Annotated in this window: 25 protein-coding genes and 3 pseudogenes; 15 read left to right on the forward strand and 13 right to left on the reverse strand. The window is 68.9% G+C overall.

The features are described 5' to 3' along the window. Nucleotides 1-33: 33 nt before the first annotated feature. The 5 genes and pseudogenes from GBA65_RS00695 (at nt 34) to GBA65_RS00715 (ending at nt 5,811) form a co-directional block, all read left to right on the forward strand. Nucleotides 34-1,338 (forward strand): aspartate aminotransferase family protein, encoded by a 1,305-nt coding sequence (locus GBA65_RS00695; protein ID WP_166394939.1) that lies wholly within the window; start codon nt 34-36, stop codon nt 1,336-1,338. Further along, the gene (locus tag GBA65_RS00700) at nt 1,338-2,585 is read left to right on the forward strand and encodes a Zn-dependent hydrolase (protein ID WP_207956023.1); all 1,248 of its coding nucleotides are present in this window, start codon (nt 1,338-1,340) and stop codon (nt 2,583-2,585) included. The genes GBA65_RS00695 and GBA65_RS00700 overlap by 1 nt, the downstream gene beginning before the upstream one ends. Before the next feature lie 29 nt (nt 2,586-2,614). Next, nucleotides 2,615-4,135 (forward strand): NCS1 family nucleobase:cation symporter-1, encoded by a 1,521-nt coding sequence (locus tag GBA65_RS00705; RefSeq protein ID WP_207956024.1) that lies wholly within the window; start codon nt 2,615-2,617, stop codon nt 4,133-4,135. An 8-nt stretch (nt 4,136-4,143) separates the two neighbouring features. Beyond that, entirely contained in the window at nt 4,144-4,782 is a 639-nt protein-coding gene (locus GBA65_RS00710) for a LysE family translocator (protein ID WP_166394940.1), read from the forward strand. A gap of 13 nt (nt 4,783-4,795) precedes the next feature. Beyond that, a pseudogene (locus tag GBA65_RS00715) lies at nt 4,796-5,811 on the forward strand (TIGR03842 family LLM class F420-dependent oxidoreductase). Between the two features lie 82 nt (nt 5,812-5,893). On the opposite strand, the gene GBA65_RS00720 reads toward GBA65_RS00715, so the two are convergent. From GBA65_RS00720 to GBA65_RS00730, 3 genes are read right to left on the reverse strand one after another with little or no spacing between them, the layout of a single operon-like run. Then, complete coding sequence (locus tag GBA65_RS00720) at nt 5,894-6,091, reverse strand: DUF5615 family PIN-like protein (RefSeq protein WP_166394941.1); 198 nt, start codon at nt 6,089-6,091, stop codon at nt 5,894-5,896. A gap of 9 nt (nt 6,092-6,100) precedes the next feature. After that, nucleotides 6,101-6,343 (reverse strand): DUF433 domain-containing protein, encoded by a 243-nt coding sequence (locus tag GBA65_RS00725; RefSeq protein ID WP_207956025.1) that lies wholly within the window; start codon nt 6,341-6,343, stop codon nt 6,101-6,103. A gap of 18 nt (nt 6,344-6,361) precedes the next feature. Next, nucleotides 6,362-6,919: a hypothetical protein gene (locus GBA65_RS00730; protein ID WP_166394942.1), complete on the reverse strand. Its 558-nt coding sequence runs from the start codon at nt 6,917-6,919 to the stop codon at nt 6,362-6,364. Between the two features lie 127 nt (nt 6,920-7,046). On the opposite strand from GBA65_RS00730, the gene trxB reads away from it, so the two are divergent. Next, a complete protein-coding gene (gene trxB, locus GBA65_RS00735; RefSeq protein WP_166394943.1) occupies nt 7,047-8,051 on the forward strand; it encodes a thioredoxin-disulfide reductase in 1,005 nt (334 codons plus the stop codon). 117 nt (nt 8,052-8,168) lie between these two features. Beyond that, complete coding sequence (locus GBA65_RS00740) at nt 8,169-8,612, forward strand: response regulator (RefSeq protein ID WP_166394944.1); 444 nt, start codon at nt 8,169-8,171, stop codon at nt 8,610-8,612. 125 nt (nt 8,613-8,737) lie between these two features. Here GBA65_RS00740 and GBA65_RS00745 read toward each other — a convergent pair whose 3' ends face one another. After that, nucleotides 8,738-9,085, reverse strand: coding sequence for a hypothetical protein (locus GBA65_RS00745; protein WP_166394945.1), 348 nt, complete (start codon nt 9,083-9,085; stop codon nt 8,738-8,740). A 441-nt stretch (nt 9,086-9,526) separates the two neighbouring features. Here GBA65_RS00745 and GBA65_RS00750 point away from each other — a divergent pair, with 441 nt between their 5' ends. Together GBA65_RS00750 and GBA65_RS00755 are read left to right on the forward strand one after the other, a co-directional pair. After that, nucleotides 9,527-11,596 (forward strand): ATP-binding response regulator, encoded by a 2,070-nt coding sequence (locus tag GBA65_RS00750; RefSeq protein WP_266096621.1) that lies wholly within the window; start codon nt 9,527-9,529, stop codon nt 11,594-11,596. Nucleotides 11,597-11,883: 287 nt separating this feature from the next. After that, entirely contained in the window at nt 11,884-12,936 is a 1,053-nt protein-coding gene (locus tag GBA65_RS00755) for a chitobiase/beta-hexosaminidase C-terminal domain-containing protein (RefSeq protein ID WP_228282029.1), read from the forward strand. 109 nt (nt 12,937-13,045) lie between these two features. On the opposite strand, the gene GBA65_RS00760 is transcribed toward GBA65_RS00755, so the two are convergent. After that, nucleotides 13,046-13,366 carry a DMT family transporter gene (locus tag GBA65_RS00760; protein ID WP_166394948.1) on the reverse strand — a complete coding sequence of 107 codons (321 nt, stop codon included), beginning with the start codon at nt 13,364-13,366 and terminating at the stop codon, nt 13,046-13,048. A gap of 1 nt (nt 13,367) precedes the next feature. After that, complete coding sequence (gene polX, locus GBA65_RS00765) at nt 13,368-15,074, reverse strand: DNA polymerase/3'-5' exonuclease PolX (RefSeq protein WP_166394949.1); 1,707 nt, start codon at nt 15,072-15,074, stop codon at nt 13,368-13,370. 84 nt (nt 15,075-15,158) lie between these two features. Between polX and GBA65_RS00770 the strand changes: the two genes are divergently transcribed. From GBA65_RS00770 to GBA65_RS00795, 6 genes are all read left to right on the forward strand, one after another. After that, entirely contained in the window at nt 15,159-15,884 is a 726-nt protein-coding gene (locus GBA65_RS00770) for a phosphatase PAP2 family protein (RefSeq protein ID WP_166394950.1), read from the forward strand. Between the two features lie 44 nt (nt 15,885-15,928). Continuing rightward, nucleotides 15,929-16,564 carry a DedA family protein gene (locus GBA65_RS00775; protein WP_166394951.1) on the forward strand — a complete coding sequence of 212 codons (636 nt, stop codon included), beginning with the start codon at nt 15,929-15,931 and terminating at the stop codon, nt 16,562-16,564. Nucleotides 16,565-16,612: 48 nt separating this feature from the next. After that, nucleotides 16,613-16,981 (forward strand): hypothetical protein, encoded by a 369-nt coding sequence (locus tag GBA65_RS00780; protein ID WP_166394952.1) that lies wholly within the window; start codon nt 16,613-16,615, stop codon nt 16,979-16,981. A gap of 5 nt (nt 16,982-16,986) precedes the next feature. Continuing rightward, complete coding sequence (gene lepB / locus GBA65_RS00785; RefSeq protein ID WP_166394953.1) at nt 16,987-17,589, forward strand: signal peptidase I; 603 nt, start codon at nt 16,987-16,989, stop codon at nt 17,587-17,589. A 3-nt stretch (nt 17,590-17,592) separates the two neighbouring features. Then, on the forward strand, nt 17,593-18,210 hold the full coding sequence (gene lepB, locus GBA65_RS00790; protein WP_166394954.1) for a signal peptidase I: 618 nt from the start codon (nt 17,593-17,595) through the stop codon (nt 18,208-18,210). A 78-nt stretch (nt 18,211-18,288) separates the two neighbouring features. Next, complete coding sequence (locus GBA65_RS00795; protein ID WP_166394955.1) at nt 18,289-18,870, forward strand: hypothetical protein; 582 nt, start codon at nt 18,289-18,291, stop codon at nt 18,868-18,870. Between the two features lie 91 nt (nt 18,871-18,961). On the opposite strand, the pseudogene malQ reads toward GBA65_RS00795, so the two are convergent. The 7 genes and pseudogenes from malQ to GBA65_RS00830 all read right to left on the reverse strand — a co-directional run bounded on the left by malQ (nt 18,962) and on the right by GBA65_RS00830 (nt 26,270). Further along, nucleotides 18,962-20,445, reverse strand: a pseudogene (gene malQ / locus GBA65_RS00800) (4-alpha-glucanotransferase). Nucleotides 20,446-20,517: 72 nt separating this feature from the next. Then, the gene (locus GBA65_RS00805) at nt 20,518-20,880 is read right to left on the reverse strand and encodes a nuclear transport factor 2 family protein (protein ID WP_166394956.1); all 363 of its coding nucleotides are present in this window, start codon (nt 20,878-20,880) and stop codon (nt 20,518-20,520) included. 107 nt (nt 20,881-20,987) lie between these two features. Beyond that, nucleotides 20,988-22,036, reverse strand: a pseudogene (locus tag GBA65_RS00810) (M42 family metallopeptidase). A 77-nt stretch (nt 22,037-22,113) separates the two neighbouring features. Then, nucleotides 22,114-22,881: a CDP-alcohol phosphatidyltransferase family protein gene (locus tag GBA65_RS00815; protein WP_166394957.1), complete on the reverse strand. Its 768-nt coding sequence runs from the start codon at nt 22,879-22,881 to the stop codon at nt 22,114-22,116. 91 nt (nt 22,882-22,972) lie between these two features. Next, nucleotides 22,973-23,461, reverse strand: a complete 489-nt coding sequence (locus tag GBA65_RS00820) for a peptidylprolyl isomerase (protein ID WP_266096623.1) — start codon at nt 23,459-23,461, stop codon at nt 22,973-22,975. A gap of 112 nt (nt 23,462-23,573) precedes the next feature. Beyond that, nucleotides 23,574-24,548, reverse strand: coding sequence for a hypothetical protein (locus tag GBA65_RS00825; RefSeq protein WP_166394959.1), 975 nt, complete (start codon nt 24,546-24,548; stop codon nt 23,574-23,576). A gap of 21 nt (nt 24,549-24,569) precedes the next feature. Continuing rightward, on the reverse strand, nt 24,570-26,270 hold the full coding sequence (locus GBA65_RS00830; protein ID WP_166394960.1) for an ABC-ATPase domain-containing protein: 1,701 nt from the start codon (nt 26,268-26,270) through the stop codon (nt 24,570-24,572). Nucleotides 26,271-26,314: the final 44 nt, after the last annotated feature.

The following is a 26,314-nucleotide window of genomic DNA, read 5'->3' on the forward strand; positions in this document are numbered from 1 at the left end:
GAGGGCCGTCACCGCCGCCGGCGCGGTGCGCGCGTGAAGCACGAAGACTTGAGGGCGCGCCACGGCGCCGTGATGCCCGGCTGGATGCCGCTCTACTACGAGAAGCCCATCGGGATCGAGCGCGGCGAGGGGTTCCGGGTCTGGGACTACGAGGGGAACGAGTACCTCGACTTCTTCGGCGGCATCGTCACCGCCATAAGCGGCCACGCCGTACCCGAGATCACCGAGGCCGTAAAGGGTCAGGTCGACAAGGTCTTGCACACCTCGACGCTGTACCTCATAGAGAACCAGATCAAGCTCGCCGAGAAGCTCATCGAACGCGCCCCGATCTCCGGCGACAAGAAGATCTTCTTTGTCGGCAGCGGCACCGAAGCTAACGAGGCGGCGCTCCTCTTCGCCACCCGCTACCGCAACTCCAGCGAGGTCATAGCGCTGCGCTCCTCCTACCACGGCCGCTCCTTCGCGACGATGGGGATCACCGGCCAGAGCCAGTGGAGCCCGACGAGCCGCTCCGGCCTCGACGTCTCCTACGCCCCGAACCCGTACCGCCTCCGCTGCCCGTTCTGTAAGGACGAACCAAGGTGCAACCTCCAGTGCGCCGACGACCTCCGCGCGATCGTCGGTGAGGAGACGACCGGGCACGTAGCGGCGTACATCGCCGAGCCGATACAGGGGGTCGGCGGCTTCATCGAGGCGCCGCCCGGTTACTTCGAGAGGGTCAAGGAGATCCTGGACGAGACCGGCATCCTGTTTATATGCGACGAGGTGCAGACCGGCTTCGGACGCACGGGGAGCCACTTCTGGGGCATAGAGGCCTTCGACGTCGAGCCGGACCTCGTCGTGATGGCCAAGGGCCTCGGCAACGGCCTGGCCATCGGCGCCGTGATGGGCCGGGCCGAGGTCGTGGAGTCCGTCTCTCCGAACCTCCACCTCTCGACCTTCGGGGGCAACCCGATCTCCTCCACCGGGGCCCTGGCGAACCTGAACTACATCCTCGACAACGACCTCCAGGGCAACGCCTATACGGTCGGTACGTACCTCAAGGACCGCCTCCTGAAGATGGCCGAGGGACACCCGGTGATCGGGGACGTCCGGGGCAAGGGGCTAATGCTCGCGCTGGAGCTCGTCGGTCCGGGGAGGGAGCCCGACCCGGCGGCGGCGAACCGTTTCCTGGAGGCGTGCCGCAGGCGTGGCCTGCTCGTCGGCAAGGGCGGCCTGAAGGCGAACACGATCCGCATCTCGCCGCCCCTCACGATCACGCGGGAGGCCGCGGAGGAAGCGGCCGGGATCATGGACGAGGCGCTCGCCGAGATCGGGGCGAGGGAAGGGGTGCGCTGATGGAGGCGATGGAGAGCGTCGACGCCCGCCGCGCCGTCGAGGAGCTGAAGGAGCTTGCGGCCCTCACCGGTGGCCCCGATGGGGCCCGCCGCGTCTGCTGGACGGACGAGTGGGCGAAGGCGCGCGCGTGGCTGCGGGAGAAGCTCTCGGAGATCGACGGCGTCGAGGTCGAGACGGACGAGGCCGGCAACCTCTGGGCCACCGCCCCCGGCGAAGGGGAGGCGGCGGTCCTCCTCGGCGGCCACCTCGACTCCGTCCCGAACGGCGGCTGGCTCGACGGGGCGCTCAACACGGTCGCGGCCCTCGAAGTCCTGCGCGTCCTCGCCCCCCAGAGGCGGCCCGTCACCCTGCGGCTCGTGGACTGGGCCGACGAGGAGGGCGCCCGCTTCGGCCGGAGCCTCTTCGGCTCGGGCGCCGCCGCCGGCGCCTTGAAGCCCGACGACGTGCGGAACCTCAAGGACGCGCAGGGCGTCGCCCTCCCCGACGCCCTGCGCGAGCACGGCGTCGAGCTGGATCGGGTAAACGAGGCCGGCCGGCAGCTAGAAAATGCCGTCGCTTACCTGGAGCTCCACATCGAGCAGGGCCCCGTGCTCGAACGGATGGACCTGCCGCTCGGCGCCGTGCTCGGCACCTTCGGGGTGGAGCGCCACGCCGTCCGCTTCACCGGCCAGCAGGCCCACTCCGGCTCGACGCCGATGGACGTCCGGCGCGACGCGTTTATAGCGGCGGCGAGGTCCGCGGTCGCGTTCCGCGACGACGCCGCGCGGCGCGACGACGTGCGGGGGACGACCGGCTTCGTGAACGTCAGCCCCGGCATCGTCACGGCCTTCAACGGATGGTGCGAGATGTCGCTGGACCAGCGCGCCCTCGACGCCGGCGTGCTCGCCGACATGCTGAGGACGGCCAGGGAGACCAGCGAGGGGATCGCCGGGGAGGAGGGCGTCTCGGTCGAGTGGGCGAAGCTCTGGGAGATAGAGCCGATACCCTTCGACGAGGAGCTTATAGGGCTCGCCGAGGAGGCGATAGCCGAGGTCGCCGGCCGGTCGCACCGGCTGCCGAGCGGCCCGCTGCACGACGCGGCGGAGATGGCGCGGCTGATGCCGACGGTGATGGTCTTCGTGAAGTCCTTGCGCGGCCTGAGCCACAACAAAGAGGAGGATACGCCGGAGGAGGATCTGGAGCTCTCCGTGCGGGCGCTGCACGGGCTCGCGCTCCGCACGATCGACTGGGCCGCGCGGCGCGGGTAGGGGACACGGGAACAGAGGAAAGGGGAGCCGTGGAGAGGCAAGAGTACAGGGAGTTCGCGGCCGATCCGGCGGAGCTCGCGCGCATAAAGACCGAGGTCATGTCGAGCAGCCTCTACAACGAGGACCTCGCGCCGACCGGCCCCGAGGAGCGGACGTGGACGACGTACAACATCGCGGCGCTCTGGATCGGGATGGCGATCGTCATCACCACCTACACCATCGCCTCGGGGCTGATGGCAGCGGGGATGAACTGGTGGCAGGCGCTGCTGACGATCTCCCTCGGCAACGTCATCGTCCTCATCCCCATGCTCCTCAACGCGCACGCGGGGACGAGGTACGGGGTGCCTTTTCCGGTCTTCGTCCGGGCCTCGTTCGGGGTGAGGGGGGCGAACTTCGCGGCGATCGCCAGGGCGCTCGTCGCGTGCGGCTGGTTCGGCATACAAACCTGGATCGGGGGCCTCGCCCTCGACGCGCTCCTCGGCGCGGTTTGGGGCGGGTGGGCCGCGGTCCCGGGGCACACGGCCATAACGTTTATCGCGTTCTGGGCGATACAGCTCGCGATCATCCTAACCGGGGTCGAGGGGGTCAAGTGGTTCGAGTCGTACACGGCGCCGCTCCTGATCGCCGGTAGCGTCGCCCTCCTGGTCTGGGGCTTCTACGCCGGCGGCGGCGTTGGCAGCGTCTTCTCCAACTCGGCCCAGCTCCAGCAGGGGAACACCCCGTTCTGGTCGCTGTTCTGGCCGAGCCTCGCTGCGAACGTGGGGTACTGGATCACGCTCTCCCTCAACATCCCGGACTTCACCCGCTACGCGAAGAGCCAGCGCTCGCAGGTGGTCGGCCAGTCCCTCGGGCTCCCGCTGACGATGACGGCGTTCAGCTTCGTCGGCATCGCCGTCACGGCGGCGACGGTGGTCGTCTTCGGCGAGGCGATCTGGGACCCGGTCACGCTCATCACGCGCCTCACCGCCGGCCTGCCCGTGGTGCTCATCATCGCCATGATCATCATCGTGCTCGCCCAGATCTCGACGAACATGGCGGCGAACGTCGTCTCGCCGTCGTTCGACTTCTCCAACCTCGCGCCGAAGCGCATCTCGTTCAGGACCGGCGGGATCATCACCGCCGTCATCGGAATTGTCTCGTTCCCCTGGTACCTCTACAACAGCGTCGGGGCGTACATCTTCACCTGGCTCGTCGGCTACGGGAGCCTGCTCGGGGCGATCGGCGCCGTCATGATCGCGGACTACTGGATCGTGCGCCGCCGCCAGCTCGACCTCGCCGACCTCTACAAGCACGACGGCCGCTACGCCTACTCGAACGGCTGGAACTGGCGGGCCATCATCGCGGTCTTCGTCGGCGTGGTCCCCGTCGTCCCCGGCTTCCTGAACGCCGCCACGACCCCCGGCTTCACCGGCGTCTTCGAGAACCCGAGCTTCTTCGACACCCTCTACACCTACGGCCTCTTCTTCACGTTCTTCGTGGCGGGCCTTGCGTACCTGATCCTGAACCTCATCCCCGGCCGCGCCCCCGCCCGCGAGCCCGAGGCCACGTAGGGGCCTCGATGCCGGACGCTTCCACATACGGCGTCTTCGTCGCGGCCTCGCTGGCGCTCACGCTGGTGCCCGGACCGGCGGTCCTGTACATCGTGGCCCGCAGCGTGGAGGGCGGACGTCCGGCGGGGCTGGTCTCCGTCCTCGGCATCGGCGTGGGCGGTCTCGTCCACGCCCTCTTCGCCGCCGCCGGTCTCTCGGCCATCCTGGCCTCTTCGGCGACTGCCTTCTCGGTCGTCAAGTGGCTCGGCGCGGCGTACCTCGTCTACCTCGGGTTGCAGCGCGTGCTCGCCGGCGACGAGGGGACCGCCGCGGTGACCGTTGGGAGGGAGCCGCTCTCGCGCGTGTTCTCCCAGGGCGTGGTCGTCAACGTCCTCAACCCGAAGACGGCGCTCTTCTTTCTGGCCTTCCTGCCCCAGTTCGTGGACCCGTCGCGCGGCGCGGTCTCGGCTCAGACCATGCTGCTCGGAGTAACCTTCGTTGCCCTCGCCCTCTTCACCGACGGGCTCTACGCTCTGCTCACCGGCTCCGCCGCGGGCTGGATCCGGCGCCGCAACGAGAGCGCGCGGTTCAGGCGTGGGCAGCGTTACGTTTCGGGCGGGGTGTACATAACCCTGGGCGCGGTCGCGGCGGCCTCGGGCAAGGATTGATGGAGGAGGACGCATGGACTTCGGGGTAACCTTCCAGACCGACCCGCCGGCCTGGCGCGTCGTGGAGCTGACGAAGAAGGCGGAGTCTCTGGGCTTCACCCACGCCTGGACCTTCGACTCCCACATCCTGTGGCAGGAGCCGTACGTCATCTACTCCCAAATGCTCTCCGCGACGGAGAAGATAATCGTAGGACCCTTCGTCACCAACCCCGCGAGCCGCGACCCGTCCGTGACCGCCTCCCTCTTCGCCACCCTCAACGACATGTTCGGGAACCGCACGATCTGCGGCATCGGCCGCGGCGACTCCGCCCAGCGCGTCCTCGGCAAGAAGCCGACGACGCTCGCCGAGGTCGAGGCCGCGATGAGCGTCATAAAGGAGCTCGCCGAGGGCCGCGAGATCGACGTCTTGGGCAGGAAGGTCCGCATCCCTTGGGTAAGGGACGGCAAGCTCGACGTGTGGATGGCCGGCTACGGCCCGAAGGCGCTCGCCCTCACCGGGCGCAAGGCCGACGGCTTCATCCTCCAGCTCGCCGACCCCGTGATCCTGGAGTGGACGATGCGCCACGTCCACGACGCCGCCGTTCAAGCGGGCCGCGACCCCGGGGACGTCAAGATCTGCGTCGCGGCCCCGGCCTACGTCGGCGACGACCTCGCCCACGCGCGCGACCAGTGCCGCTGGTTCGGCGGCATGGTCGGCAACCACGTCGCCGACCTCGTCGGGCGCTACGGCGAGGGGGAGAGGTCCCCGTCGCGCTCACGGACTACATAAAGGCCCGCCAGTCCTACGACTACTCCCACCACGGCAAGGCCGGCAACCCCACCACGGACTTCGTCCCCGACGGGATTGTGGACCGTTTCTGCGTCCTCGGCACCGCCGAGGATCACGCAAAGAAGCTGACCGAGCTGAAGGAGCTGGGCGTAGATCAGTTCAACGTCTACCTCATGCACGACGCGATGGAGGAGACGCTGGAGGCCTACGGGCGGGAGATCATGCCGGCGCTCGGCGCGAGGGTCGACGCCGCGCTGTAGGAGGAGACTTCTATCGCGCTACCGAAGTCATCCTTGGAAGGGAGGAGCATAGCGCCGCTTCGCCTACGATAAGCGCAGGCGCTCACCCGTAGGCCCGTATGTCGGCAAAGCCCAGGTCGAGTGTTACGAGGGCCGGTTGCTCGCGCTGGCATACCAGCCCGACGTTCGGATCGGGCTCACCGCTCATGCTCTGCTGGCGAATGGTCGAGGCGTTGTGACCTTCTCTTCTCAACGATTCGGCCACTTCGTCCGGCAGGTTCTCGTCGATCTTGAACCTCATGTGCCGGCTCTACGCCGTCAGGGTGACAACGCGCTCCCCGGAGAGCTCCGCCGCGTAAGCGATGGCGGCTCGTATAGCCTCCGGGGTAAGGGAAGGGTGGCTGTGCAGGATCTCCTCCTGCGAGACGTTCGCCGCGAGGTTGTCCAGCACCACGGATGCCATGATCCGCGTGCCCTTGATGCACGCCTGACCGTGGCAGATTTCGGGATCCACGGTGATGTACTCACGCCAATCCATACCGATCCTGCCCATTCTGCAGCCTACGGGGCGCTACTCGTCGGCGACGGAGACGTAGTAGCCCTCGTCGTTCGGGGCCCCGTAGGTGTAGCCGATGAATTCGGCGCCGGCCGAGGTGTTGAAGATGAGGGCGGCGCCCGAGTACGAGAACGTCCCCTCCGTGTCCGTAAACTCGACGGAGACGGCGTCGAGGTCCCTGTGCAGGGCCTTGAGGTCGCGCGCGATGAGGGCGTAGCCGGCCTCGTCCGAGGCCCGGGTGTCGACGAGGAGCCTGATGGCCTCGGCGCAATCCTGCCTGACGTTCTCCTCCTCGAGCACCTCGTAGGGCGGCACCGGCTCCTCCGGCGGCGCGAAGTCGCCTATGCGCCACTCCTCCCTCTCCGGGGGACACGACCGCTCCTCCGTGGTGGGCGGCATGGGCACCGTCTCGCCCGTGGACGCCGACGCTCCGTCCGTGGAACCGGCGGGGCTCGCGGCGGAGGCTTCGGCCGGGGCTTCGGGGGCGCGCTGCGCCTCCTCGCCAGAGCACCCCGCCAGGAGGGCGACGGCCAGGAGCACGGATGCTATGGGGGTTGCCCTGGTTGCGAGCATGGTCTCCTCCTTCCGGGGAAGACTAGCACGGGGCCCGGCGGGCCGTGTGAACCGTCCGTCTACCCGGAGAACCGAATGTAATAAAATAAGGGGGTAGCAAATTTCATACTCCAAGGAGGGTCGCGCTTTGGCTCAAAAGACATACGACGTCGTGATCATCGGTTCGGGGCCGGCGGGTTACACCTCGGCGCTGTACGCCTCGAGGGCGAACCTGGAGACGGCGGTCTTCCAGGGCTTCGAGTCCGGCGGGCAGCTCATGCTGACCTCCGACGTCGAGAACTTCCCCGGCTACAAGGACGGCGTCGAGGGGCCGGAGATGATGGACGAGCTTGAGGCCCAGGCCGCGCGCTTCGGAGCGGAGATGCTCCCGGACAACGTCGAGAGGGTCGACTTCTCCGAGCGGCCGTTCAAGCTGTGGGCCGAGGGCGAGGACGAGCCTACCCTGGCGAAGGCGGTCGTGATCGCGACGGGTGCGAAGGCCAAGTGGCTCGGGCTGGAGAAGGAGCAGCACCTCATGGGCAAGGGCGTGAGCGGCTGCGCCACGTGCGACGGGTTCTTCTTCAGGGAGAAGAAGGTCGCGGTCGTCGGCGGCGGCGACACGGCGATGGAGGAGGCGCTGTTCCTGACGAAGTTCGCCTCGGAGGTTTTCCTGATCCACCGCCGCGACGAGTTCCGGGCGTCCAAGATCATGGTCGAGCGCGCCCGCAACAACCCGAAGATGACGTTCGTCCTGGACTCCGAGGTCGAGGACATCCTCGGCGAGAACTCCGTCGAGGGCGTGAGGGTGAAGAACGTCAAGACCGGCGAGGAGACGGAGATCGCGGTCGAGGGCTTCTTCACGGCGATCGGCCACGAGCCCGCCACGGCGATCTTCAAGGGCCAGGTCGAGATGGACGGCGCGGGGTACATCTTGCAGAAGGAGCATACGATGACGAGCGTGCCGGGCGTCTTCGCCGCGGGCGACGTCTCGGACACGCGCTACCGCCAGGCCGTGACGGCGGCGGGCGACGGCTGCCGCTCGGCGATCGACGCGGAGAGGTGGCTGGAGGAGCAGGGCGAGGCCGAGAACGCCATCGACCCGGGCTCCTGGACCGCCGAGAAGGACGAGAAGGCCGGGGTCTGGGCGGGCTAACCTCCCCGGCCCGGTAGACCGGTCTCCAACGCCGACGCCCCCGTCGTAACGGCGGGGGCGTCGGCGTTGGCGGTGCTGCTATAGTGTCGCGCAAGACGTGCGCGAACGGGAGGAGAGTTGGAGGAGCCAAGGGAGATCCTGCTCGTCGAGGACGACGAGGACCAGGTGATGCTCGCGATGCGCGCCATGCGCAAGCACGGGATCGTCGACGAGGTCGACAAGGTGGTGGTCGCGAGCGACGGCGAGGAGGCGCTCGACTACCTTTTCGGCCGCGGCGAGTACCAGGGGCGCGACACGAGCGTGACGCCGGAGTTCGTGCTGCTCGACGTGGACCTGCCGAGCACCACGGGCCTCGGGGTCTTGGAGGAGCTCCGGGCCGACGAGCGGACGGAGCTCCTGCCCGTCATCCTCTTCTCCGCCTCGAACCGTCGCGGCGACGTGATCGAGGGCTACAAGCTCGGCGCCAACTCCTACGTCACGAAGCCGACCAACTTCGACGACTTCTCCCAGGCGATGAGCCACCTCGGCTGGTACTGGCTGAACTGGAACGAGACGCCCTGACGCCGTAGCCGGTCCCGGGGCCACGAAGCCAAACCCGGCACGCATTGCGGTACCCGCCCGGTCCGAGCGGCGACGGGCCCGTTGCCGGCTCGATTCGCGAGCCACGCGGCCCGCCAGATTGAACCCTAGCCCCGAGCGGTCCGCGAACGGTTCAGTCTTTCGACCGTGTCGAAGAGGGAGAGCAGGTCCTCTATCGTGGGGTTGGAGGTCTCGGTGAGGCGTCCGTCCAGGAACAGTCGTGCGGGCCGTTCGGAATCGTTGGAGAGCTGTATCCAGGCTGCGGTGGAGGCGAGGTCTCCGGCGTCCAGGCCGTCGCAGATCACCAGATCCGGCGCCATCAGCACTGCCTCCTTCTCGAACCTGCTCGGCTCGGCAACCGTTACCCTGGCCTCCGGGCGCAGCGCCTGGATGGCGACCGCTATCGCCTCCCGGTAAGAGCGGTAGTCGTCGTCGAAAACCACCAAGACCTGCATCTTCGTATCCCATCTTCTGAACCAGGCTTGACCGTGCGGGGACGAGCGTGAGGACCCGATGCCGCGGGTTTCCGGGCTCGAAGCCGCCGGGGCCTTGCGCTTCGAGGAGCGCGGCCGAACCGGGTGGGGTTCCACGACTCTACTCATCCCATCCTCCCGAGAACCGTTCCGGGTACTCCCGCCGCCGGAGGAAGCACCCTTCGCCGAAGCCGTCGCGGGGAGCCGCACGAGGCGGTGCGAGGGGTACCACCCGTCCGTGGTCCCGGCCCGTGGCCCTCGCCTCGTCGTACGCCGTGCCGGTCATGGAACCCTCCCCTGGCTTCTGGACCATCTACACCTCCGAGTTTGAACGCCGAACCTGTCTTTGGCATGTGGGGAAGATGACGTTTTCGACAGAAAAGGAGCCCGGGGATCGGGGGGTGGGATAACATAAGTTTGGAGATGAGAAGGATCCTGCTCGTGGAGGACGAAGCGTACCTCGCCCGGATGATCGCCCGGGTGCTCGGCGAGGAGGGGTACGCGGCGGACACCGTCGGGAACGGACGCTCCGGTCTGACGCGCGCCCTGGCGGAGCCGTTCGACCTGCTGATCGTGGACTGGACGCTCCCCGACCTGGACGGGGTCCAGATCGTCCGCAGGCTCCGCGCGGCGGAGGTGAGCGTGCCGGTGCTGATGCTCACCGCGCGCGGCCAGATCGAGGACCGGGTCGAGGGCCTCGACGCGGGCGCCGACGACTACCTCACCAAGCCCTTCGCCCTCCCGGAGCTCCTCGCCCGCGTGCGGGCGCTCACGCGCCGCCCGAGCGGGGAGCCCGTGGAGGCGGTCATCAGGGCCGGCGACATAGCGCTGGACCCGGTCCACCACGCGGTTCGGCGCGGCGGCGAGCGCGTGGAGCTGACGGCCAAGGAGTTCGCCCTGCTGGCTACCCTCGCCAGGCACCCCGGCCAGGTCTTTACGCGCTCGCTGCTGCTCGCCACGATCTGGGGGGGGACGAGCGAGGTCTACACCAACGTGGTGGACCTCTGCGTCTCCCACCTCCGCAAGAAGCTCGACCGCCCCGACGAGCCCTCCCACATACGCACCGTGCGCGGGTGGGCTACTCCCTGCAGCCCCGGAACGGTAGGTGATGTTCAACAGGAGCCGCACACGCATCACGCTCGGGTACGTGGGCATCCTGGCCCTTATCCTGATCTTCTTCAGCGTCACGGTCGTCGTGCTGTTCTGGGACGAGCCGCCGAGCAGCAAGACGCGCTGCTCGTCCGGGAGGCGGAGAGCAGGAGGAGCATCGTCCTCGGTGGGGGCGACGGGGGCGCCGGTAGCACCTACGCGGGCGGCTCCGACGAGTTCGGCTGGTCGGTGACCGGTCCCGACGGGCGTCCCTTCTCCCGGATCACCACGGGCTCGGACCTCGGTCTGCCCCGCCCCGACCTGGCCCGGCGGGCGGTCCGGGAAGGGACCGTCCTCGATACCTTCGAGGGACCGGGGGGAGACCTGCGGGTCGTGAGCCTGCCCGTCAAGCAGTCGGGGGAGGTGGTCGCCGTGATCCAGGTGGCGCAGTCGCGCGAGTTGATCCAGGAGACCGTGGGGGAGCTGGTCTTCGTCCTGGCGCCGATGGCGATCCTGGCGCTCGTCCTCGCCGCCATCGGCGGGCTCATCGTCTCCGGGAGGGCGATCCGGCCTATCAGGACCGCCTTCGACAAACAGCGCGCCTTCGTGGCGGACGCCTCGCACGAGCTGAAGACCCCGATCACCCTGATCCGGGTAGACGCGGAGATGCTGGCCCGCAGCCCCAAGACCGACGACGACCGGCAGTTTCTGGACCACCTCGTCGGGGAGACCGAGAGGATGGACGCCGTCCTCTCGGACCTTCTGGTGCTGGCGCGGCTGGACAGCGGCCAACTGGACGTGGCTCGCGAGCGCTTCGACCTGACCGGGGTGCTCGCCGAAGCGGTCGGCCGGTTCGAGGGCCGGGCCGCCGCCGAGGGCGTTCGTCTCGAGGCCGAGCTCCCCGAGGGGCTCTACGCCCGCGGCGACGGAGGACGGACGCACCAGATTCTGGCGGCGCTCCTCGACAACGCCCTGAGGTACACGCCCGCGGGCCGCACGGTCGCGGTCACCGCGCGTCTGAACGACGGCCGGACCGAGGCCACGGTCGCCGATTCGGGCCCCGGGATCGCCCCCGGCAACCTCTCTCGCGTCTTCGACCGTTTCTACCGGGCCGAAGCCGCCCGCACGGGGGGAGAGGGAGGAACGGGTCTCGGGCTCGCCATCGCCCGCGACCTCGCTCGCGCTCAGGGCGGCGACCTGACGGCGCGCAACACGGAGGCGAGCGGGGCCGAGTTCTGCCTGAGCTTGCCGGCGGTGGCGCGCGAGGTGCCGGAGGGGGACGCCGCGCGGGGTCCGGGCGCGGAACACGTCCCGGCCCCGATGCCGGTGCGGGCGCGGGACGGGCGCGGGGCGGAGGAGACGGGGCCCGGCGGGAGTACCGCGGGCTACGGGCCGCCGCACTAGCTTAAACAACGTAGAGAAAAACCGCCCCTTCGGGGGTGGGAGGTCCCCCTCCGAAGAGCGAACATACCCCGTAGACGGTCCGTGCGACGCGGGAAGGTGATCGACTTCAAGGCGGAGACCTCCACAACGCCCGCCAGGTGCGCGTCCAGCGGCGCCAGCTTCGAACGAGCGCCCGCTCGCGCGCGGCGTCCGGAGATCGTCGGAGAACCGACGCGTCGGAGCGGGCCATGAGCGAGAGTTTGCGCCCCCGGCCCGGAGGATCTCCCGCACGAAGAGATGCACGGGTGATGACGCTGGCCCCGAGCCGGTGGGGTACCCTGGCGCTCTTGCCGGCGGCCCTGGTTGCCGTGCTTCTCTTCTCGGTCGTTTGTGCCCTGCCCGCGAGGGCGGAGCCGTCGAGGAGCGGGCCGGTAGATCCGGGGACGGGGTTCCCGGCCTGGTTGGGGGACTCGGAGGGTCTGCGGCTGGAGCCGTGCTTTGTGGGGGCGAACTGCTCGGCGATCGTGCCGGATCCCTCGCGCCCGCCCTCGGCGCCCGGCAACATCGGGGACCGCGTGGTCTACTGGTCCGCCAGCGCGGAGATGACGACGCGCGGCGGCGGCCGAGCGCTGCTGCAACTGACCAAGCAGGGCGGGTTTCTTCCCGCCGCGGGACCGAAGGACGACGCCCGGCAGGTCGTCAGCAGGATCCGCATCCAGGTCGACAACCTGGTGCCGGGCGCGGCGTACAAGGTAACCCATCCCTACGGGGTGGAGACGTTCCTCGACGTGGACGGCGGGCGCCGGAGCATCGACTTCACCGAGGACGTCGGGTGCATCCAGGCGCCGTGCAGCGAGTTCGCGGCGGGCCTGAACGGTCGCGTGGACCCCTGGCTGGCGTGGGACACGCTCGGCGCCCCGGCGGGAGGGCCGCCTGCGGGGTACGTGGGAGACCCGGCAATACCCCACGAGGTGACCGGCAGCCCCTTCAGCGACGCCGACGGGGCCCGGCAGAACTACTTCGAGATCGAGGGGCCGGACGTGGGGGGACCGGGGGTGGACGTCGTGCGGACGGACCTGTTTCGCGTCGAGGGCAAGCTCGCGGGGCTCGCCGCTTTCGCCGACCCGAAGGGCGGGTTGCACGGGGGGGTGCGATCGGTGACCCTCGCCGCGTCCGACCCCGACGCGGAGATCTTCTACACGACCGACGGCACGGAGCCGACGGCGAGGAGCACGCCGTACGAGGGGCCGTTCGACGTCGCCTCCTCGACGACCCTGAAGTTCGTCGCGCTCGGCGAGGCCGGCCCGGCGGGCGATAGGCCCCGGTCGCCCGTCGTCACGGAGACCTACCACGTGGACTAGACGGAAGCCGTCCCGGCGCCGGGGGGCCCCGGATCGATCACGAAGGGCCGCCCTGACGGCCGGTAGGCGGTACTCCGCCGACCGCGCTCGCCGAACTTCCGGGGCGCTCCTACGCCGGGGACGAGAAGCGGAGCCCCACCACGCCGACGACTATGAGGGTGATGGAGATCAGGCGTACGAGGTCGCTCGACTCCTTGAGGAACAGGATGCCGAGGACCACCGTTCCGGCCGCGCCGATGCCGGTCCAGACGGCGTAGGCCGTCCCGACGGGGAGGCTCTTCATCGCGATCGAGAGCAGGTAGAAGCTTATGCCGCCGGAGACGGCCATCCCCACCGTCGGCCAGAGCCGGGAGAAGCCCTCCGAATACTTCAGGCCGAGGGCGAGGCCGATCTCGAAGAAGCCGGCGATGACGAGGTAGACCCAGGCCACTTTACTTCCCCTCTCTCAGGTAGGCCTCGAACTCCGCGAGCGGGAGGGTGTTCACGACGCTCCCCTTCTCGACCCAGGCGCGCCGGGCCTGGGAGACGCCGAACCTCGCGAAGCCCAGAGCGCCCTCGTCGTGGGCGTCGGTGTCTATCGTGATCTTTACGCCCGCGCCGATCGCCTCGCGGACGTAGGGGACGGAGAGGTCGAGGCGATCCACGTAGGAGTTGAGCTCCAGGGCCGTGTTCGTCCGGGCGGCCTCCCTTATGAGGCGGGAGACGTCGACCTCGTAGGGCTCGCGGCGGTTCAAGACGCGGCCGGTGGGGTGCGCGATCGTCCGCACGTAGGGGTTGTTTATGGCGCGGATCATGCGCTCCGTCATCGCCTCCTCGCCGATGTTGAACGACGTGTGGATGCTCGCCACCACGAAGTCGAGCTCGGCGAGCAGGGCGTCCTCGTAGTCGAGCGTGCCGTCCTTGAGGATGTCGACCTCGGAGCCGTTGAGCAGGCGGATCTCGCCGTACTTCTCGTCCGCCTCGCGCACGGCCTCTATCTTCCTCTTCAGCCGCTCGGGGGAGAGGCCGTTGGCCACCTTGAGGCTCTGGGAGTGGTCGCAGAAGACGAGGTACTCGTAGCCCAGGGATATCGCGGCCTCGGCCATGCTCTCGATCGTGCCGCGGCCGTCGGAGAAGTTCGTGTGGACGTGCAGGTCGCCGCGGATGTCTCCGACCTCGATCAGGTCGGGAAGCTCCCCCTTCTCTGCTGCCAAGAGCTCGCCCGCGTCCTCCCGAAGCTCGGGCGGGATGTACGGGAGGCCGAGGCGCTCGTAGAGCTCCGCCTCCGAGGCGACCGGCTCGTACTCGCCCGTCCCGGCCCTGGCGAGGCCGTACTCGGAGATGTTCAGCCCCCGCTTCACCGCCCGCTCCCGCAGCACGATGTTGTGGGCCTGGCTCCCGGTAAAGTGGTGCAGGAGCGCGCCGTACGCCTCGGGCTCCACGATCCTGAGGTCCACCTCGACCCCGCGTGTCTTGATGAAGACCTTGGTGGGTCCGTGGGCGAGCACCTCTTGGACGAACGGGGCCTCCGCGAAGGCGTCGGCCAAAGCCTTCATCTCCCCCGACGACGCGACGATGTCGAGGTCCCCGATCGTCTCCTTCTGTCGCCTCAGGGAGCCCGCGACCTCGGCCCTCTCGCAGGCGGGGTGGGAGCGGACGAACTCGAGGATCTCACCGGCGAGGTTCGTCGCCTCGTTGAGCAGCATCCGCTTCTCGGTGGCGTTGTACGTGCGGGCGGCCTTGAGGACCCGCTCCTCGCTCTTCTTGCCGAAGCCCTTGAGGGCGGCGAGCTTGCCCTCCTCCAGAGCGCCGAGCTCCTCGACGCTCGTGATCCCGAGCTCCCGCCACAGGCGTCCGGCCGTGCGCGGCCCGACCCCGGGGAGGCGGGTCACCTCGACGAGCCCGGCGGGCACCTCTTCCAGGAGGTCCGAGAGAAGCTGGGGGGTGCGGTCCTCGGCGAGGTCCCTTATCACCCCGGCGGTGGCGGCGCCGACGTGGGCCAGCTTCGTGAGGTCCTCCATCTCGCGGACGGGGCGGCCCTGGGCCACCACCGACTCCGCGGCGCGCCGGTAGCCCAGGATGCGGTAGTAGGCCTCGTCCTTGATCTCCATGAGCGTCGCGATTCTCTCGAGCTCGCGAGCTATCTCGCCGTTCTGCAAAGGGTACCTCCTCGTGGCTGCGGCAGCCCTGAGTATACGCGCAGCCCTTGGTCCTCCCCCGGGGCCCGGTTACAATCTCCGCTTATGCTCCGAAAGAAGATCCTGGGACGCGAGCTGGGCCACCACCTCACCCAGTGGCTCGGTCAGACGCTCACCGTCGGGCTGGCCCTCGGTCTGCTGCTCTCCCTGGGCGTCATCCTGCTCTTCGCCAAGATCGCCGAGGACGTCGTGGAGGGGGAGAGCCGGGCCTTCGACACGGCGGTCCTGCTCTGGATCGACAACAACTCCCCGGAGTGGCTCTACGGGCCGATGCTCGTGGTCACGACCCTGGGGTACTACTGGTTCGTCGTCCCCCTGCTCGTCGTCGCCACGGCGGTCTTCTACTGGAAGCGGCGCAGGATCTCCGCCGTCCTCCTCCCCATCGCCACCCTGAGCGGGATGGTGCTGACCACGGTCTTGAAGGACGTCTTCGAGCGCGCCCGCCCGGACCTCTTCGAGTCGGGATACACCGCGTCCTTCTACTCCTTCCCGAGCGGCCACGCCACCATCGCCGTCGGCTTCTACGGGACGCTCACCCTCCTCGTCGCCTGGCGCCTCAGGGGCCCCACGCGCTGGGCGGTCGCCGCCGCGGGGACGTTCCTCGTCCTCCTCATCGGCTTCAGCAGGCTCTACCTCGGTGTCCACTACCCGACGGACATCCTCGCCGGTTTCCTCGCGGCACCCTTGTGGATCAGCGCGATCGGCCTCTCCTACTTTCTGTGGCGGGCGGTGCGCGGCGCGACAAAGATCCGCTGGGACGACGAGGAGTAGGCCGGGAGTAGAAATCCGCGGCCCGGGGTGATAGCTTCCCCTCCGTGCTCGAAACCATCCTCCAACCGCTCATAGACTGGGTCACGGTGACCATCGGGGACCACGGCCTCTTCGCGGTCTTCGGGCTGATGCTGCTGGAGAGCATGGGGATACTCATCCCGTCGGAGGCGATCTCGCCGTTCGCCGGCTTCCTGGTCTCGGAGGGCAGGATGGGCCTCTTCGGGGCCGTGACGGCGGGCGTCCTCGGGAACGTGGTGGGCTCCTGGGTCGCGTACTTTATCGGGCTGTTCGGGGGAAGGGAGCTCTGGGAGCGCTACGGGCGCTTCGTCGGGGTCCGCGCGCACCACCTCACGGTCGCCGAGAAGTGGTTCGACAAGTACGGCGAGTTCACGGTCTTCGTCTCCCGGTGCCTCCCCGTCGTAAGGACGTTCATCTCCTTCCCGGCAGGGACCGCCCGGATGAACTTCGCCAAGTTCAGCGTCTACACGCTCCTCGGCTGCATCCCGTGGGTCTTCGCCCTCACGTACCTCGGCTACCTGCTCGGGGAGAACTGGGACACCATAGGCGACTACCTGCACTACCTCGACTACGCGGTCGCCGTGGCGTTTATCGTCGGGGCCGTCTACCTCTTCTACCGCTGGCGCTCCTCGCGCTCCCGGGGGCCCAAGAGGGTCAAGTAGGCGCCCCTTTCGCGCGCGGGGTCCCGCGCGCTCTCCCAGAATGGCTGGATGGATCTCCTTCAGGGCCTCTTGCGGGCGCTCTCGGGCGCCCTGGAGGGGATGGACGCCGCGCAGCTCTCGACGCTCGGGGTCCTCGGCGCCGTGGGCGGCGTGCTCTCGGGGCTGGTCAGGGTCGGCGGCGGGGTGGTGATGGTGCTCGGGCTCGGGCCCGGCGAGATCTGCGGCGGCTGGCTCGGGATGGACGCTGACGGGATCATCGACGGGGCGCAGCCCGTGTGGGGCCTGCCCTTCGCGCGGCTGGAGGATGTCCTGGCGTTCAAACCCCTCCTCGAACGGCCGAAGGACCGCGAGCACGTCCGGCTCATCAGGGGCTACCTCGGGGCGGGCCATAACGCGACCGGCGTGCGGTATTCTTAGCCCTTATGGTCGAGAAGCGCTACGAGGACTGGAATTTCGAGACGACCACCCAGAAGACCGGCCGCTCGCCGCGCGGCGGGAAGAAGGGCGGGGGGCTGCTGGAGTTCCTGCTCATCCTCATCGTCGCCTTCGTGCTCGTCTTCGGGTTCGTGCGGCCGTTCGTCGTCGAAGCGTTCTACATCCCCTCCGGGAGCATGATCCCGACGCTCGAGGTCGGCGACCGGGTGCTCGTCAACAAGTTCATCTACCGCTTCGAGAACCCCGAGAGGGGGGACGTGGTCGTCTTCGAGAGCGTCGAGCCCAACGCGGACGGCAGCCGCGACGACCTGATCAAACGGGTGGTGGCCGTCGGGGGCGACGAGGTCGCCGTGCGCGAGGGCACGCTCCTCGTGAACGGCGAGCCCCAGAACGAGCCCTACGTGAACGGCGAGTTCCCGGACGCGGGGTTCTTCGGCCCGACGGTGATCCCCGAGGGGAACGTCTTCGCGATGGGCGACAACCGCTCGAACTCCCGCGACTCACGCTTCTTCGGCCCGGTGCCCGTCGAGAACATCGAGGGCGAGGCGTTCGTCGTGTTCTGGCCGCCGTCGAGGCTGGGCTTCCTCTAGCCCATGAGGAGCGACGAGCGGGTCTGGACGGAGGAGCCTCGGCGGAGGAAGAGCCGCCGCGAGCTCAGGCAGGAGCGGGAGCGGGAGAAGCGGAAGAGGGGCTTCCTCGAGTACGCCGTGATCCTCGTCGTCGCGTTCGCGCTCGTCTTCGGCGTCATAAAGCCGTTCGTCGTCGAGGCGTTCAGGGTCCCCTCGGAGAGCATGGTGCCCACGCTGGAGGTGCAGGACCGCTTCCTCGCGAACAAGTTCGTCTACCGCTTCACCGAGCCCGAGCGCGGCGACATCGTCGTCTTCGAGAGCGTCGAGCCCAACGCGGAGGGCGAGTTCGACATCCTCGTCAAGCGCGTGGTCGGGCTGCCGGGCGACACGGTGCAGGTCCAGGGCGGGACGCTCCTCGTGAACGGCGAGCCCCAGAACGAGCCCTACCTCAACACGGACGTCGTCCCGGACATCAACCCGCCCTACGGACCCAGGGAGGTGCCGGAGGGCACGTTCTTCGCCCTCGGCGACAACCGCGGCAACTCCCAGGACTCGCGCTTCTACGGCCCCGTGCCGATGGAGAACCTGAAGGGCGAGGCCTTCCTGCGCTTCTGGCCCATAAGCCGCGCCGAGATTCTGTAGACGCTCATCGGGTAACCTATGCCCAGGCTCGTCGCGCGAGCCCGAAGCAAGAATCGAGCCCCAAAACAGGGAGAGAGCTTGGATATCGCGACGCTGGCCCCGATCATGTCCTCCTCCGCGACGTTCTGCGTCGCGGTCCTCATATACCTCCAGCTCAGGGAGCAGCGCCGGGCGCGCAACGACCCGACGCGGCCCCTGATCATCGTGGACGTGGACTACAGCGGGCGCACGACCGTCAACGTCGTGACCCGCAACATCGGGGGCGGGGCCGCCAAGAACATCACCTTCGACTTCTCGGCGCCGATGGAGACCTCGAAGGGGTGGGACATCACCCAGCTCCCCTACTTCCAGAACGGCATCAACTTCATGGCCCCGCACACGGACATCGTCGCCGTCTGGGATTCTTTCGAGAACGTCCTGCAGACCCTCAAGGACAGGGACCTCGAGACGGGCATCACGATCACGTCGTACTACGAGGACCTTCAGGGCGAGTCTTACAAGACCGAGTGGACGATCAACCCGCTCCTCCTCGAAGGGAGCGGCTACTTCGACTACAAGAACTTCGAGGACCAGGTGCAGGCGGCCGAGGACCAGGCCAGGGCCCTGGAGAAAATCTCCGAGAGCGTCGGGGAGGCCGTCAAGCAGCGCGAAGCCTCGTAGGCTCCGCGCCTGCCCCTGACGCCTCCCCGACCGGCGGCCTCGACGCAGGGGCCTGATGCCGCCCCGGCCGACTGTCGCCGTCGCCGGGCGTCTAACGGCCGTAGAGCTCGGCGATCTCCCTGAGCTTCTTTGCGAGGGGCTTCGTCGTCTCGCCGCCCTCCATCCTCCAGGCCCAGTTGCCGCTCGCCTCGCCGGGGGTGTTCATCCGGGACCCGGAGCCCAGAGCGAGCGCGTCCTGCATCGGGACGATGGAGCGGGCGGCAACGGAGGCGTGGGCCAGCCGCACGAAATCCCAGACCGAGGGGTCCTCATTGCCGAGGTAGCGCCGGGCGAAGCGCTTCTCCTCGTCCGAGGCGGAGGACCACCAGCCCGCCGTCGTGTCGTTGTCGTGGGTGCCGGTGTAGGCGACGAGGTTGGCGTCCCGGAAGTTGTGGGGGAGGTAGGGGTTGTCCGGGCCCGAGAAGGCGAACTGCAGGACCTTCATGCCGGGGAGGCCGGCCGCGTCCCGGAGCTCCTCCACGGCAGGGGTGATCAGGCCGAGGTCCTCGGCGATGAGCGGTAGGCTCTCGTCCCCCGCGCCAAGAGCGTCGCGGAGGGCGCGGAAGAGCTTCAGGCCGGGGCCCTCTACCCAGCGGCCCTCCTTGGCCGTCTCGGCATCGGCGGGGACCTCCCAGTAGGACTCGAAGCCCCGGAAGTGGTCTATGCGCGTCGCGTCGTACAGGGTGAGGGCTTGGCGCAGGCGCGAGACCCACCACGCGTACCCCTCCTCCTCGAGGACGTCCCATCGGTAGAGCGGGTTGCCCCAGAGCTGGCCGGTCTCGCTGAAGTAGTCCGGCGGCACCCCCGCGACGACCGTGGGGCTCCCCCGGTCGTCGAGGTAGAATAGGCGCTGGTTCGCCCACACGTCGGCCGAGTCGTGGGAGACGAAGATCGGGAGGTCGCCCACGATCTCGACCCCCGCGTCGTTCGCGGCCTCCTTCACGGTCCCGTAGTGCTCGTAGAAGAGATACTGGACGAACTCGTGCCGCAAGATCCCGTCGGAGAGCTCCCGGCGGGCCTCCTTCAGCGCCGCGGGCTCCCGCCGGGCGAGCGCCCTCTCCCATCTCACCCACGGCCTCCCGCCGAACCTCTCCTTGAGGGCCGCGTACAGCGCGTAGTCCTCCAGCCAGCCCCGCTCCTCCTCTCGGAACCGCTCGAAGCCCCCGCCGAGCCCGCCGCCGGCCTTCGCGTTGGCGTAGGCCCGGCGCAGCATCTCCCCCTTCCGGGAGTCGACGGATGGGTAGTCGACGGGACCGGGCGGCACGCGTTCGGGGGCCTGACCGGGCTCCAGAGCCCCGTCGTCGAGGAGGCGGTCGGTGCTTATGAGCAGGGGGTTGCCGGCGAACGCCGAGTATGCCGAGTAGGGGGAGCCCTCCGGACCCGTCGGGCCCAGGGGAGGACCTGCCACAAGCCCTGGCCGGCCTCTTTCAGAAACTCGACGAACCGGAGGGCCTCCGGCCCGAGCTCGCCGATGCCGTGGGGACCGGGCAGCGAGGTCGGGTGGAGCAGGATGCCGGCGGAGCGAGAGGTATCCATGGGCGGGGCTAGCGGGGTCGGGCGGGCCTGATCCTACCTTGCCGGGGCACCCTCAGTCCGTGATCTGGTGCGTCAGCTTGCGGGGTCGAAGTAGGCCCGGAAGCGCTTCACCTTGCCGTCCTCGATCTCCAGGACGCTGACGCCGTCGTAGGAGACCTCCTTGCCGTTGGCCTCGCCGGTGGTCGTCCACTCCAGGACGCCGTGGCCCCCGTCGTCGCCGAAGACGTTCCGGAACTCGCTCTTCATCTCCCCGAAGGTCTTGCGGTAGTTGTTCCAGAACTCGCGCAGCCCGTCGTGACCGTGAAAGGTCTGGGGCACGGCGACGTTGCCGATGTCGCAGTCCTCGCTGTGGATCGCCACGAGCCCCTCCACGTCTCGGTCCTCCTCGAGCTGCCACAACGCGTCCCGAAACTGCTCCGTAACCTCTTGAGACAAAACACTCACCCCTCGAATACCGTTGACATCTCCTGCGGTTCGGCCCACGTATTTACCCGGGCGACCCGGGCTCGAACCCCGCGCCGTATGGGACCGGCGCGCCGGGATTACAAGGAGTAGTCTCCTGTGTGGGCCTCTTCCAGGTAGCGGGCGAGGAGGTCTATGCACGCCTGGACGTCGCCCTCGTCCACCATCTCGTTCGGGGTGTGGACGTAGCGGCAGGGGATCGAGATCGTGATGGCCGGGACGCCGCCGTGCAGCTTCTGGACGCCGCCCGCGTCGGTGCCGCCGGCCGGCAGGATCTCCATCTGGTACGGGATGCCCTCGCGCTCGGCGACGGCGCGCAGGTGATCTACGAGCTTCGGGTGGGAGATGGAGTAGCCGTCCATGATCTTGATCGCGGCACCCTTGCCGAGGGCCGTGATCTCGTTCTCCCCGCCCCCGCCCGGCACGTCCATCGCGAGCGTGATGTCCAGCGCGACCACGACCGTCGGCGCGAGCGCCCGGCCACTTGCCTCGGCCCCCTCAGCCCGACCTCCTCCTGCGAGGTCGCCACAGCGTACACCGTAGCCTCGTGATCCCCCAGAGCCCTCAGCGCCTCGAGCATGACGAAGACCCCGATCCGGTCGTCCATCGCCTTGCCCATGTAGCGGTCCCCGACCTTCTCCAGCGTCCGGTCCATCGTGACGTAGTCGCCGACGCGGACCCTCTCCTTGACCTCGTCGGCGCTCATGCCGAGGTCCACGTAGAACTCGGCGGCCGTCGGGGGCTTCTGCTCCTGCCCCTTGGAGAGGTGTGGGGGCTTGCGGGCCGGTTGGAGGGCGCCCCTGAGCGCGGTACCGTCCGAGGTCGTCACGACGACGCGCTGGGAGACCATGTTCGCCGGGTCGTGTCCGCCCAGGGTCTGGAGGCGGAGGAAGCCCTTGTCGTCGACGTGCTTGACGAAGAAGCCGATCTCGTCCGTGTGCGCCGCGACCATCACGCGCACGTCCTCGCGGCCCCCCTTCGTGCCGATGACGCTGCCGAGGGCGTCCGTGCGGACCTCGTCGGTGAGGCTCGAGAGCTCCTCGCGCGCGATCTCTCGCAGAAGCTCTTCGCGCCCCGGCACGCCGGGGGTCTCGACCAAACGCCGCAGTAGCTCCTCGTTCAACGACATCCCGTCCCCTTCTCTCCGTGGCTCGCCGCGAGCCTAGCAGCGGCGCGGGGAGACGTCAAAAGGACGCCGGGGGGCGGCTAGACGGCGGTGCGGGCCTCTTCTTCGGCGCGGCGCGCCTGGAGCATCTTGGCGGAGAGGTAAAGGCTGAGGGTCAGGTAGTAGACGAGGTAGAGGAGGGTGAAGTTCAGGAGGAAGGCGTCGGGGTCGGGCATCTGGAAGAGGATCGCGGCGTACCCGAGGAGCCAGAGGCCGGTGAGGGCGACGGTGATCTTCTGGAACGCCACCGTGCGCGACGGGTAGACGTAGCGGAGGGGGACGAAGACGAGGAGGGAACAGACGAAGAGGATCGCGCCGACGGCCGTCGGGTCGAGGTTGAAGACGATGGCGTAGAAGGCCACGATGTTCCAGTAGCTCGGGAAGCCCCGGAAGAAGTGGTCGTCGGTCTTGGCGTCCACCTGGCAGAACTGGTAGCTGGAGGCGAGGAGGGGGAGGGCGGCGATGGCGACGCCGGTCGTCCCCTCGGGCAGGTAGCCGCTGCTCCACAGGAGCAGGACGGGGGCGAGGACGTAGGTCATGTAGTCGACGATGTCGTCGAGGCGGGCGCCGTCGAAGGACGGCAGAAGCTCGCTGACCCTGAAGCGGCGGGCGAGGAGTCCGTCGGTCGAGTCTATGATGAGCGCGGCGAGGCCGAGCCAGAGGGCCTTGACGACATCGCCCTCGTAGGCGGCGACCATGATCAGGAGCGCTATGACCGCCCCGCTCGCCGTGTAGAGGTGGACCGCGGAGGCGCGCAGCCTCAGCCAGAGGGAGCTATCCGTAGTGCTCTCCTGGCCCGAGTCGTCCATACGGCTCCCTCTCCTCCCTACCGCCCGCAGGCTCATCATAGCAGCGTTGCGGGCGCGGGGTCTCGCCCGGGACCCCGCGCCCCTCCGTTCGTTACCTGTGCGGTGCTTCCTCGATCTCGACCCGCTCGATGCGGTCGCCGGGCTGGGAGTCGCTCTGCGGGTCGCGCTCGCGGATCGCGTTCACGACGTCCATGCCCTCGACGACCTCGCCGAAGATCGCGTGGCGCCCGTCGAGCCAGGGGGTCGCGCCGTGGGTGATAAAGAACTGCGAGCCGCCCGTGTTCGGCCCCGCGTTGGCCATCGAGAGGATGCCGGGCCTGTCGTGGCGGAGCTCCGGGTGGAACTCGTCCCGGATCTGGTAGCCGGGGCCGCCCATGCCGGTCCCGGTCGGGTCTCCGCCCTGCACCATGAAGTCCCTTATGACGCGGTGGAACGTCGTCCCGTCGAAGTAGCCGTCGCGGGCCAGAAAGACGAAGTTGTTGACCGTGTTCGGGGCCTTGTCGGCGTACAGCTTGATCCTGATGGGACCCCGCTCGGTGTGGAAGGTGGCGAAGTAGTCCCTGCCGGACGCTATGGTCATCTCCGGCGGGCTGGAGTAGCTCTTGCTTTCTGCCATGCGATGCTCCCTCTCGTTGCTAGAAGACAATGCTATCTTACCCGGCCGCGCGGTATGTGAGGCGGTCCACGCCCCGTCAGGCCAAACGGCGGACGTAGATGGGGACGAGGAAGGTGACCTCGTAGTCGGCGCCGGGGCCTTCCCCCCGCACCTCGAGCTCCCAGTACGTGAGCGGCGGCCCGGCGAGGTCGGTCGAAGGGAGGCCCTCGGGGAGGCGGAAGGAGAGGCCCACGCCCAGGCCCCGCCCCGCGACCCCGCTCGGTGCGGCCGCGGTCTTCTCGTCGGAGTAGAGTTCGTAGGCGACCGCGGTCGGAGAGGGCTCGGAGCGGGTGCCGCGGTCCTCGTAGCGCTCCAACACGCACCGCAGCGTCGCCTTCAGGGGCACGCCCGGCAGCTCTCGCGCGGGCCTCAGGACGACGTCCAGGTCCTCCCCGAGAAAGAAGGGGAAGCGTCCGTATGCGAGGCCGCCCGACCCGTAGCGCAAGAGTTGTGTGAGGGAGCGCGCGAAGCGGTAGAGGCTATAAAGGGCCACAAGGTCGAAGGTTACCGCCACGAGGCCGAAGCCCAGCCTCCCCCACCATGGGAGCTCGCCCGAGAACGCCACCGCGTTGAACGGGACGAGAAATAGAGCCAGGGCCACGAGGCGCAGCGCCCAGACCACGGGGCGACGCCGCGCGTCGTCACGGATCCCGCTCTCGTCCCAGCCGTGGTCCCAGCGCCAGGGCTCCCCCGGGTACATCTCTCGGCCCCGCCGAACCCCGCGTCTGCGGCTCGCCCCGAGAAGACCGAAAGCCGCCAGCCACAGCCCCGCCGTTACGAATAATACGCCGAAGACGACCCCCACCAGCGTCGTCGTGACGTCCGGGGGACCACCAGGCTCGTACAGAGGGGCGAGCGCGAACGGCAGGAGGGTACCGCCGGCCGCGGCGAAGGCCAGCCCCACGAGGACCGCCGTCCACCCGTAGCCCGCGGCACCAATACGACTCTCGTGGTCGTGGAGTTCCCTGCCCGATGCATCCGTCGCCGTGCTCTTCAGGAGGCCGCCTCCCACGTTCGCTCGCCTACGAGTCGGTTATGCCCCCTTTTCCGTGGCCGCCTCCAACGAGCGGATGCGGTTTATAGCCGCCGCCACCTCCTGCGGTCGCGGGAGGCTCAATTCCCCGGGGTGACCCCGGAAGCTCCCCAGCGAATCCAGGCCGTTCTCGGCGACCGCGTCGAGCGCGCCCCGCACGATCTCCGCCACGCCCCTGCTCCTGTTGCCGGCGGCGAACTCGCCGATGGCGCGCGCCACGGCCTCCGTCTGGCCCGCTTCGGCGAGCTGCTCCAGGTACGAGAGCTCCACCCGCTCGCGGCCGAGCTCGATCGTGTGCATCCCCTTGCCCCTCGCCGTCTCCCTCTTGCCGCGCCGGAGGTCTATGGAGGAGGCGCGCACCCTCCGCCCCCTGGGGGCATGTACGTCGCCTGCGGAACCTCCCGGCGGCACCCGGGCCGGGAACGCATCGCGCACCTCCCGGGCGCGAGCCGTCGCGTCGCGCGCGAGGTAGTCCTCCATGAGAATCACGCGGTCCGCCACGTCCAGGTAGTCGCCGACCCCGCCGACGACCACGACTGTGGAGACGCCTAAAGAGTCGTAGAGGGGACGCACCAGGTCTATAAAGGGGCTTATGGGCTCCTTCTGCACGAGCTCCCTCATCCTCTCGTCCCGGATCATGAAGTTCGTGGCGCTCGTGTCCTCGTCGACGAGGAGGAGGGAGGTTCCTATCTCCAGGGCCTCCGCTATGTTCGCCGCCTGGGAGGTCGAGCCCGAGGCGTTCGGGGTCGAGAAGCTCGTCGTCGCCCGGCCGCCGGGGAGCGCCCCGATCATGCCCGAGATGTCCACCCCCGCCACGCTCCGCCCGTCCTCGGCCCTTATCTTCACCGCATCACGCCGCGCCACGACGAGCTCGCGCCCGTCCCCCGGAACGTGGTCGTACACCCCCCACGAGAGCGCCGAGAGCAGCGTGCTCTTGCCGTGAAAGCCGCCCCCCACGACGAGCGTCACCCCCTCGGGGATGCCCATCCCCGAGACCTCGCCCCCGTTCGGCAAGGTCACGCTCACCCGGTACTCCTCCGGGCTGCGGAACGGCACCGCGCCCTCTCCCAGGGGCCGGTCGCTCGCCCCGCTCTCCCGCGGCAGCACCGCCCCGTTCGCAACGTACGCGACGAGCCCGAGCCCCGGCAGCTGCCTCCTCAGGTCGTCCGCGTCCTCGACGGTCTCGACGTGCCCCCGCGCCGCCCTCGAGTCCACGCCCTCCGGCAGCAGCGCCTCCCGCACCACCCTCGGCAGCTCCTCCAGGAGCATCGCCTCGGCGCCCCTCGCGTCCACGGACCTGCCGCGCGCCGGGAGCCCGACCGCCATCCGCGCCTCCACGTAGCCGTCCTCGACCACCATCGAGGAGCGCGGCAGCACGACCTGCGAGGGGCGCTGTATCTCCATGCGCCCGCTCCCGCCGGAGCCCCGGTTGCCCCTCACCGCCCGCCGCAAGGCCCTCTCCACCGCGCGCGTCAGAAAGTCCTCGAAGGCCACTCGTCGTGTCCCGTTGCCGAAGAGCGCCCCTTCGAAGCCGTTCTCCTTCGTTCGGACGCGGACGAGTGAGGGCGGGGCGAACGGGTCGCGCTGCACGCGATCGACGAACAGGGTGAAGGGGCCGAGGTCGTAGGAGCCCTGGAGGTCCTTGTATGCGCCGTAGCCCTTGCGGTCTATGCGTTGGAGGATGGATCTGAGGCGCTGCATCTCTCCCCTATGGTCGGACGGCTTGCGTGAGCGCCCGGAGTATA

Source organism: Rubrobacter marinus, assembly GCF_011492965.1.
GTDB classification, from domain to species: Bacteria; Actinomycetota; Rubrobacteria; order Rubrobacterales; family Rubrobacteraceae; genus Rubrobacter_F; species Rubrobacter_F marinus.

Coding starts and splice junctions, on each gene's coding strand:
- GBA65_RS00745 (WP_166394945.1), bottom strand. CDS start 9,085: ATGCAGGTCTTGGTGGTTTTCGACGACGACTACCGCTCTTACCGGGAG.
- GBA65_RS00730 (WP_166394942.1), bottom strand. CDS start 6,919: ATGCTCGCAACCAGGGCAACCCCCATAGCATCCGTGCTCCTGGCCGTC.
- GBA65_RS00750 (WP_266096621.1), top strand. CDS start 9,527: ATGAGAAGGATCCTGCTCGTGGAGGACGAAGCGTACCTCGCCCGGATG.
- GBA65_RS00815 (WP_166394957.1), bottom strand. CDS start 22,881: ATGGACGACTCGGGCCAGGAGAGCACTACGGATAGCTCCCTCTGGCTG.
- GBA65_RS00720 (WP_166394941.1), bottom strand. CDS start 6,091: ATGAGGTTCAAGATCGACGAGAACCTGCCGGACGAAGTGGCCGAATCG.
- GBA65_RS00710 (WP_166394940.1), top strand. CDS start 4,144: ATGCCGGACGCTTCCACATACGGCGTCTTCGTCGCGGCCTCGCTGGCG.
- GBA65_RS00755 (WP_228282029.1), top strand. CDS start 11,884: ATGACGCTGGCCCCGAGCCGGTGGGGTACCCTGGCGCTCTTGCCGGCG.
- GBA65_RS00700 (WP_207956023.1), top strand. CDS start 1,338: ATGGAGGCGATGGAGAGCGTCGACGCCCGCCGCGCCGTCGAGGAGCTG.
- GBA65_RS00780 (WP_166394952.1), top strand. CDS start 16,613: ATGGATCTCCTTCAGGGCCTCTTGCGGGCGCTCTCGGGCGCCCTGGAG.
- GBA65_RS00770 (WP_166394950.1), top strand. CDS start 15,159: ATGCTCCGAAAGAAGATCCTGGGACGCGAGCTGGGCCACCACCTCACC.
- lepB (WP_166394953.1), top strand. CDS start 16,987: ATGGTCGAGAAGCGCTACGAGGACTGGAATTTCGAGACGACCACCCAG.
- GBA65_RS00830 (WP_166394960.1), bottom strand. CDS start 26,270: ATGCAGCGCCTCAGATCCATCCTCCAACGCATAGACCGCAAGGGCTAC.
- GBA65_RS00725 (WP_207956025.1), bottom strand. CDS start 6,343: ATGGGCAGGATCGGTATGGATTGGCGTGAGTACATCACCGTGGATCCC.
- lepB (WP_166394954.1), top strand. CDS start 17,593: ATGAGGAGCGACGAGCGGGTCTGGACGGAGGAGCCTCGGCGGAGGAAG.
- GBA65_RS00820 (WP_266096623.1), bottom strand. CDS start 23,461: ATGACCATAGCGTCCGGCAGGGACTACTTCGCCACCTTCCACACCGAG.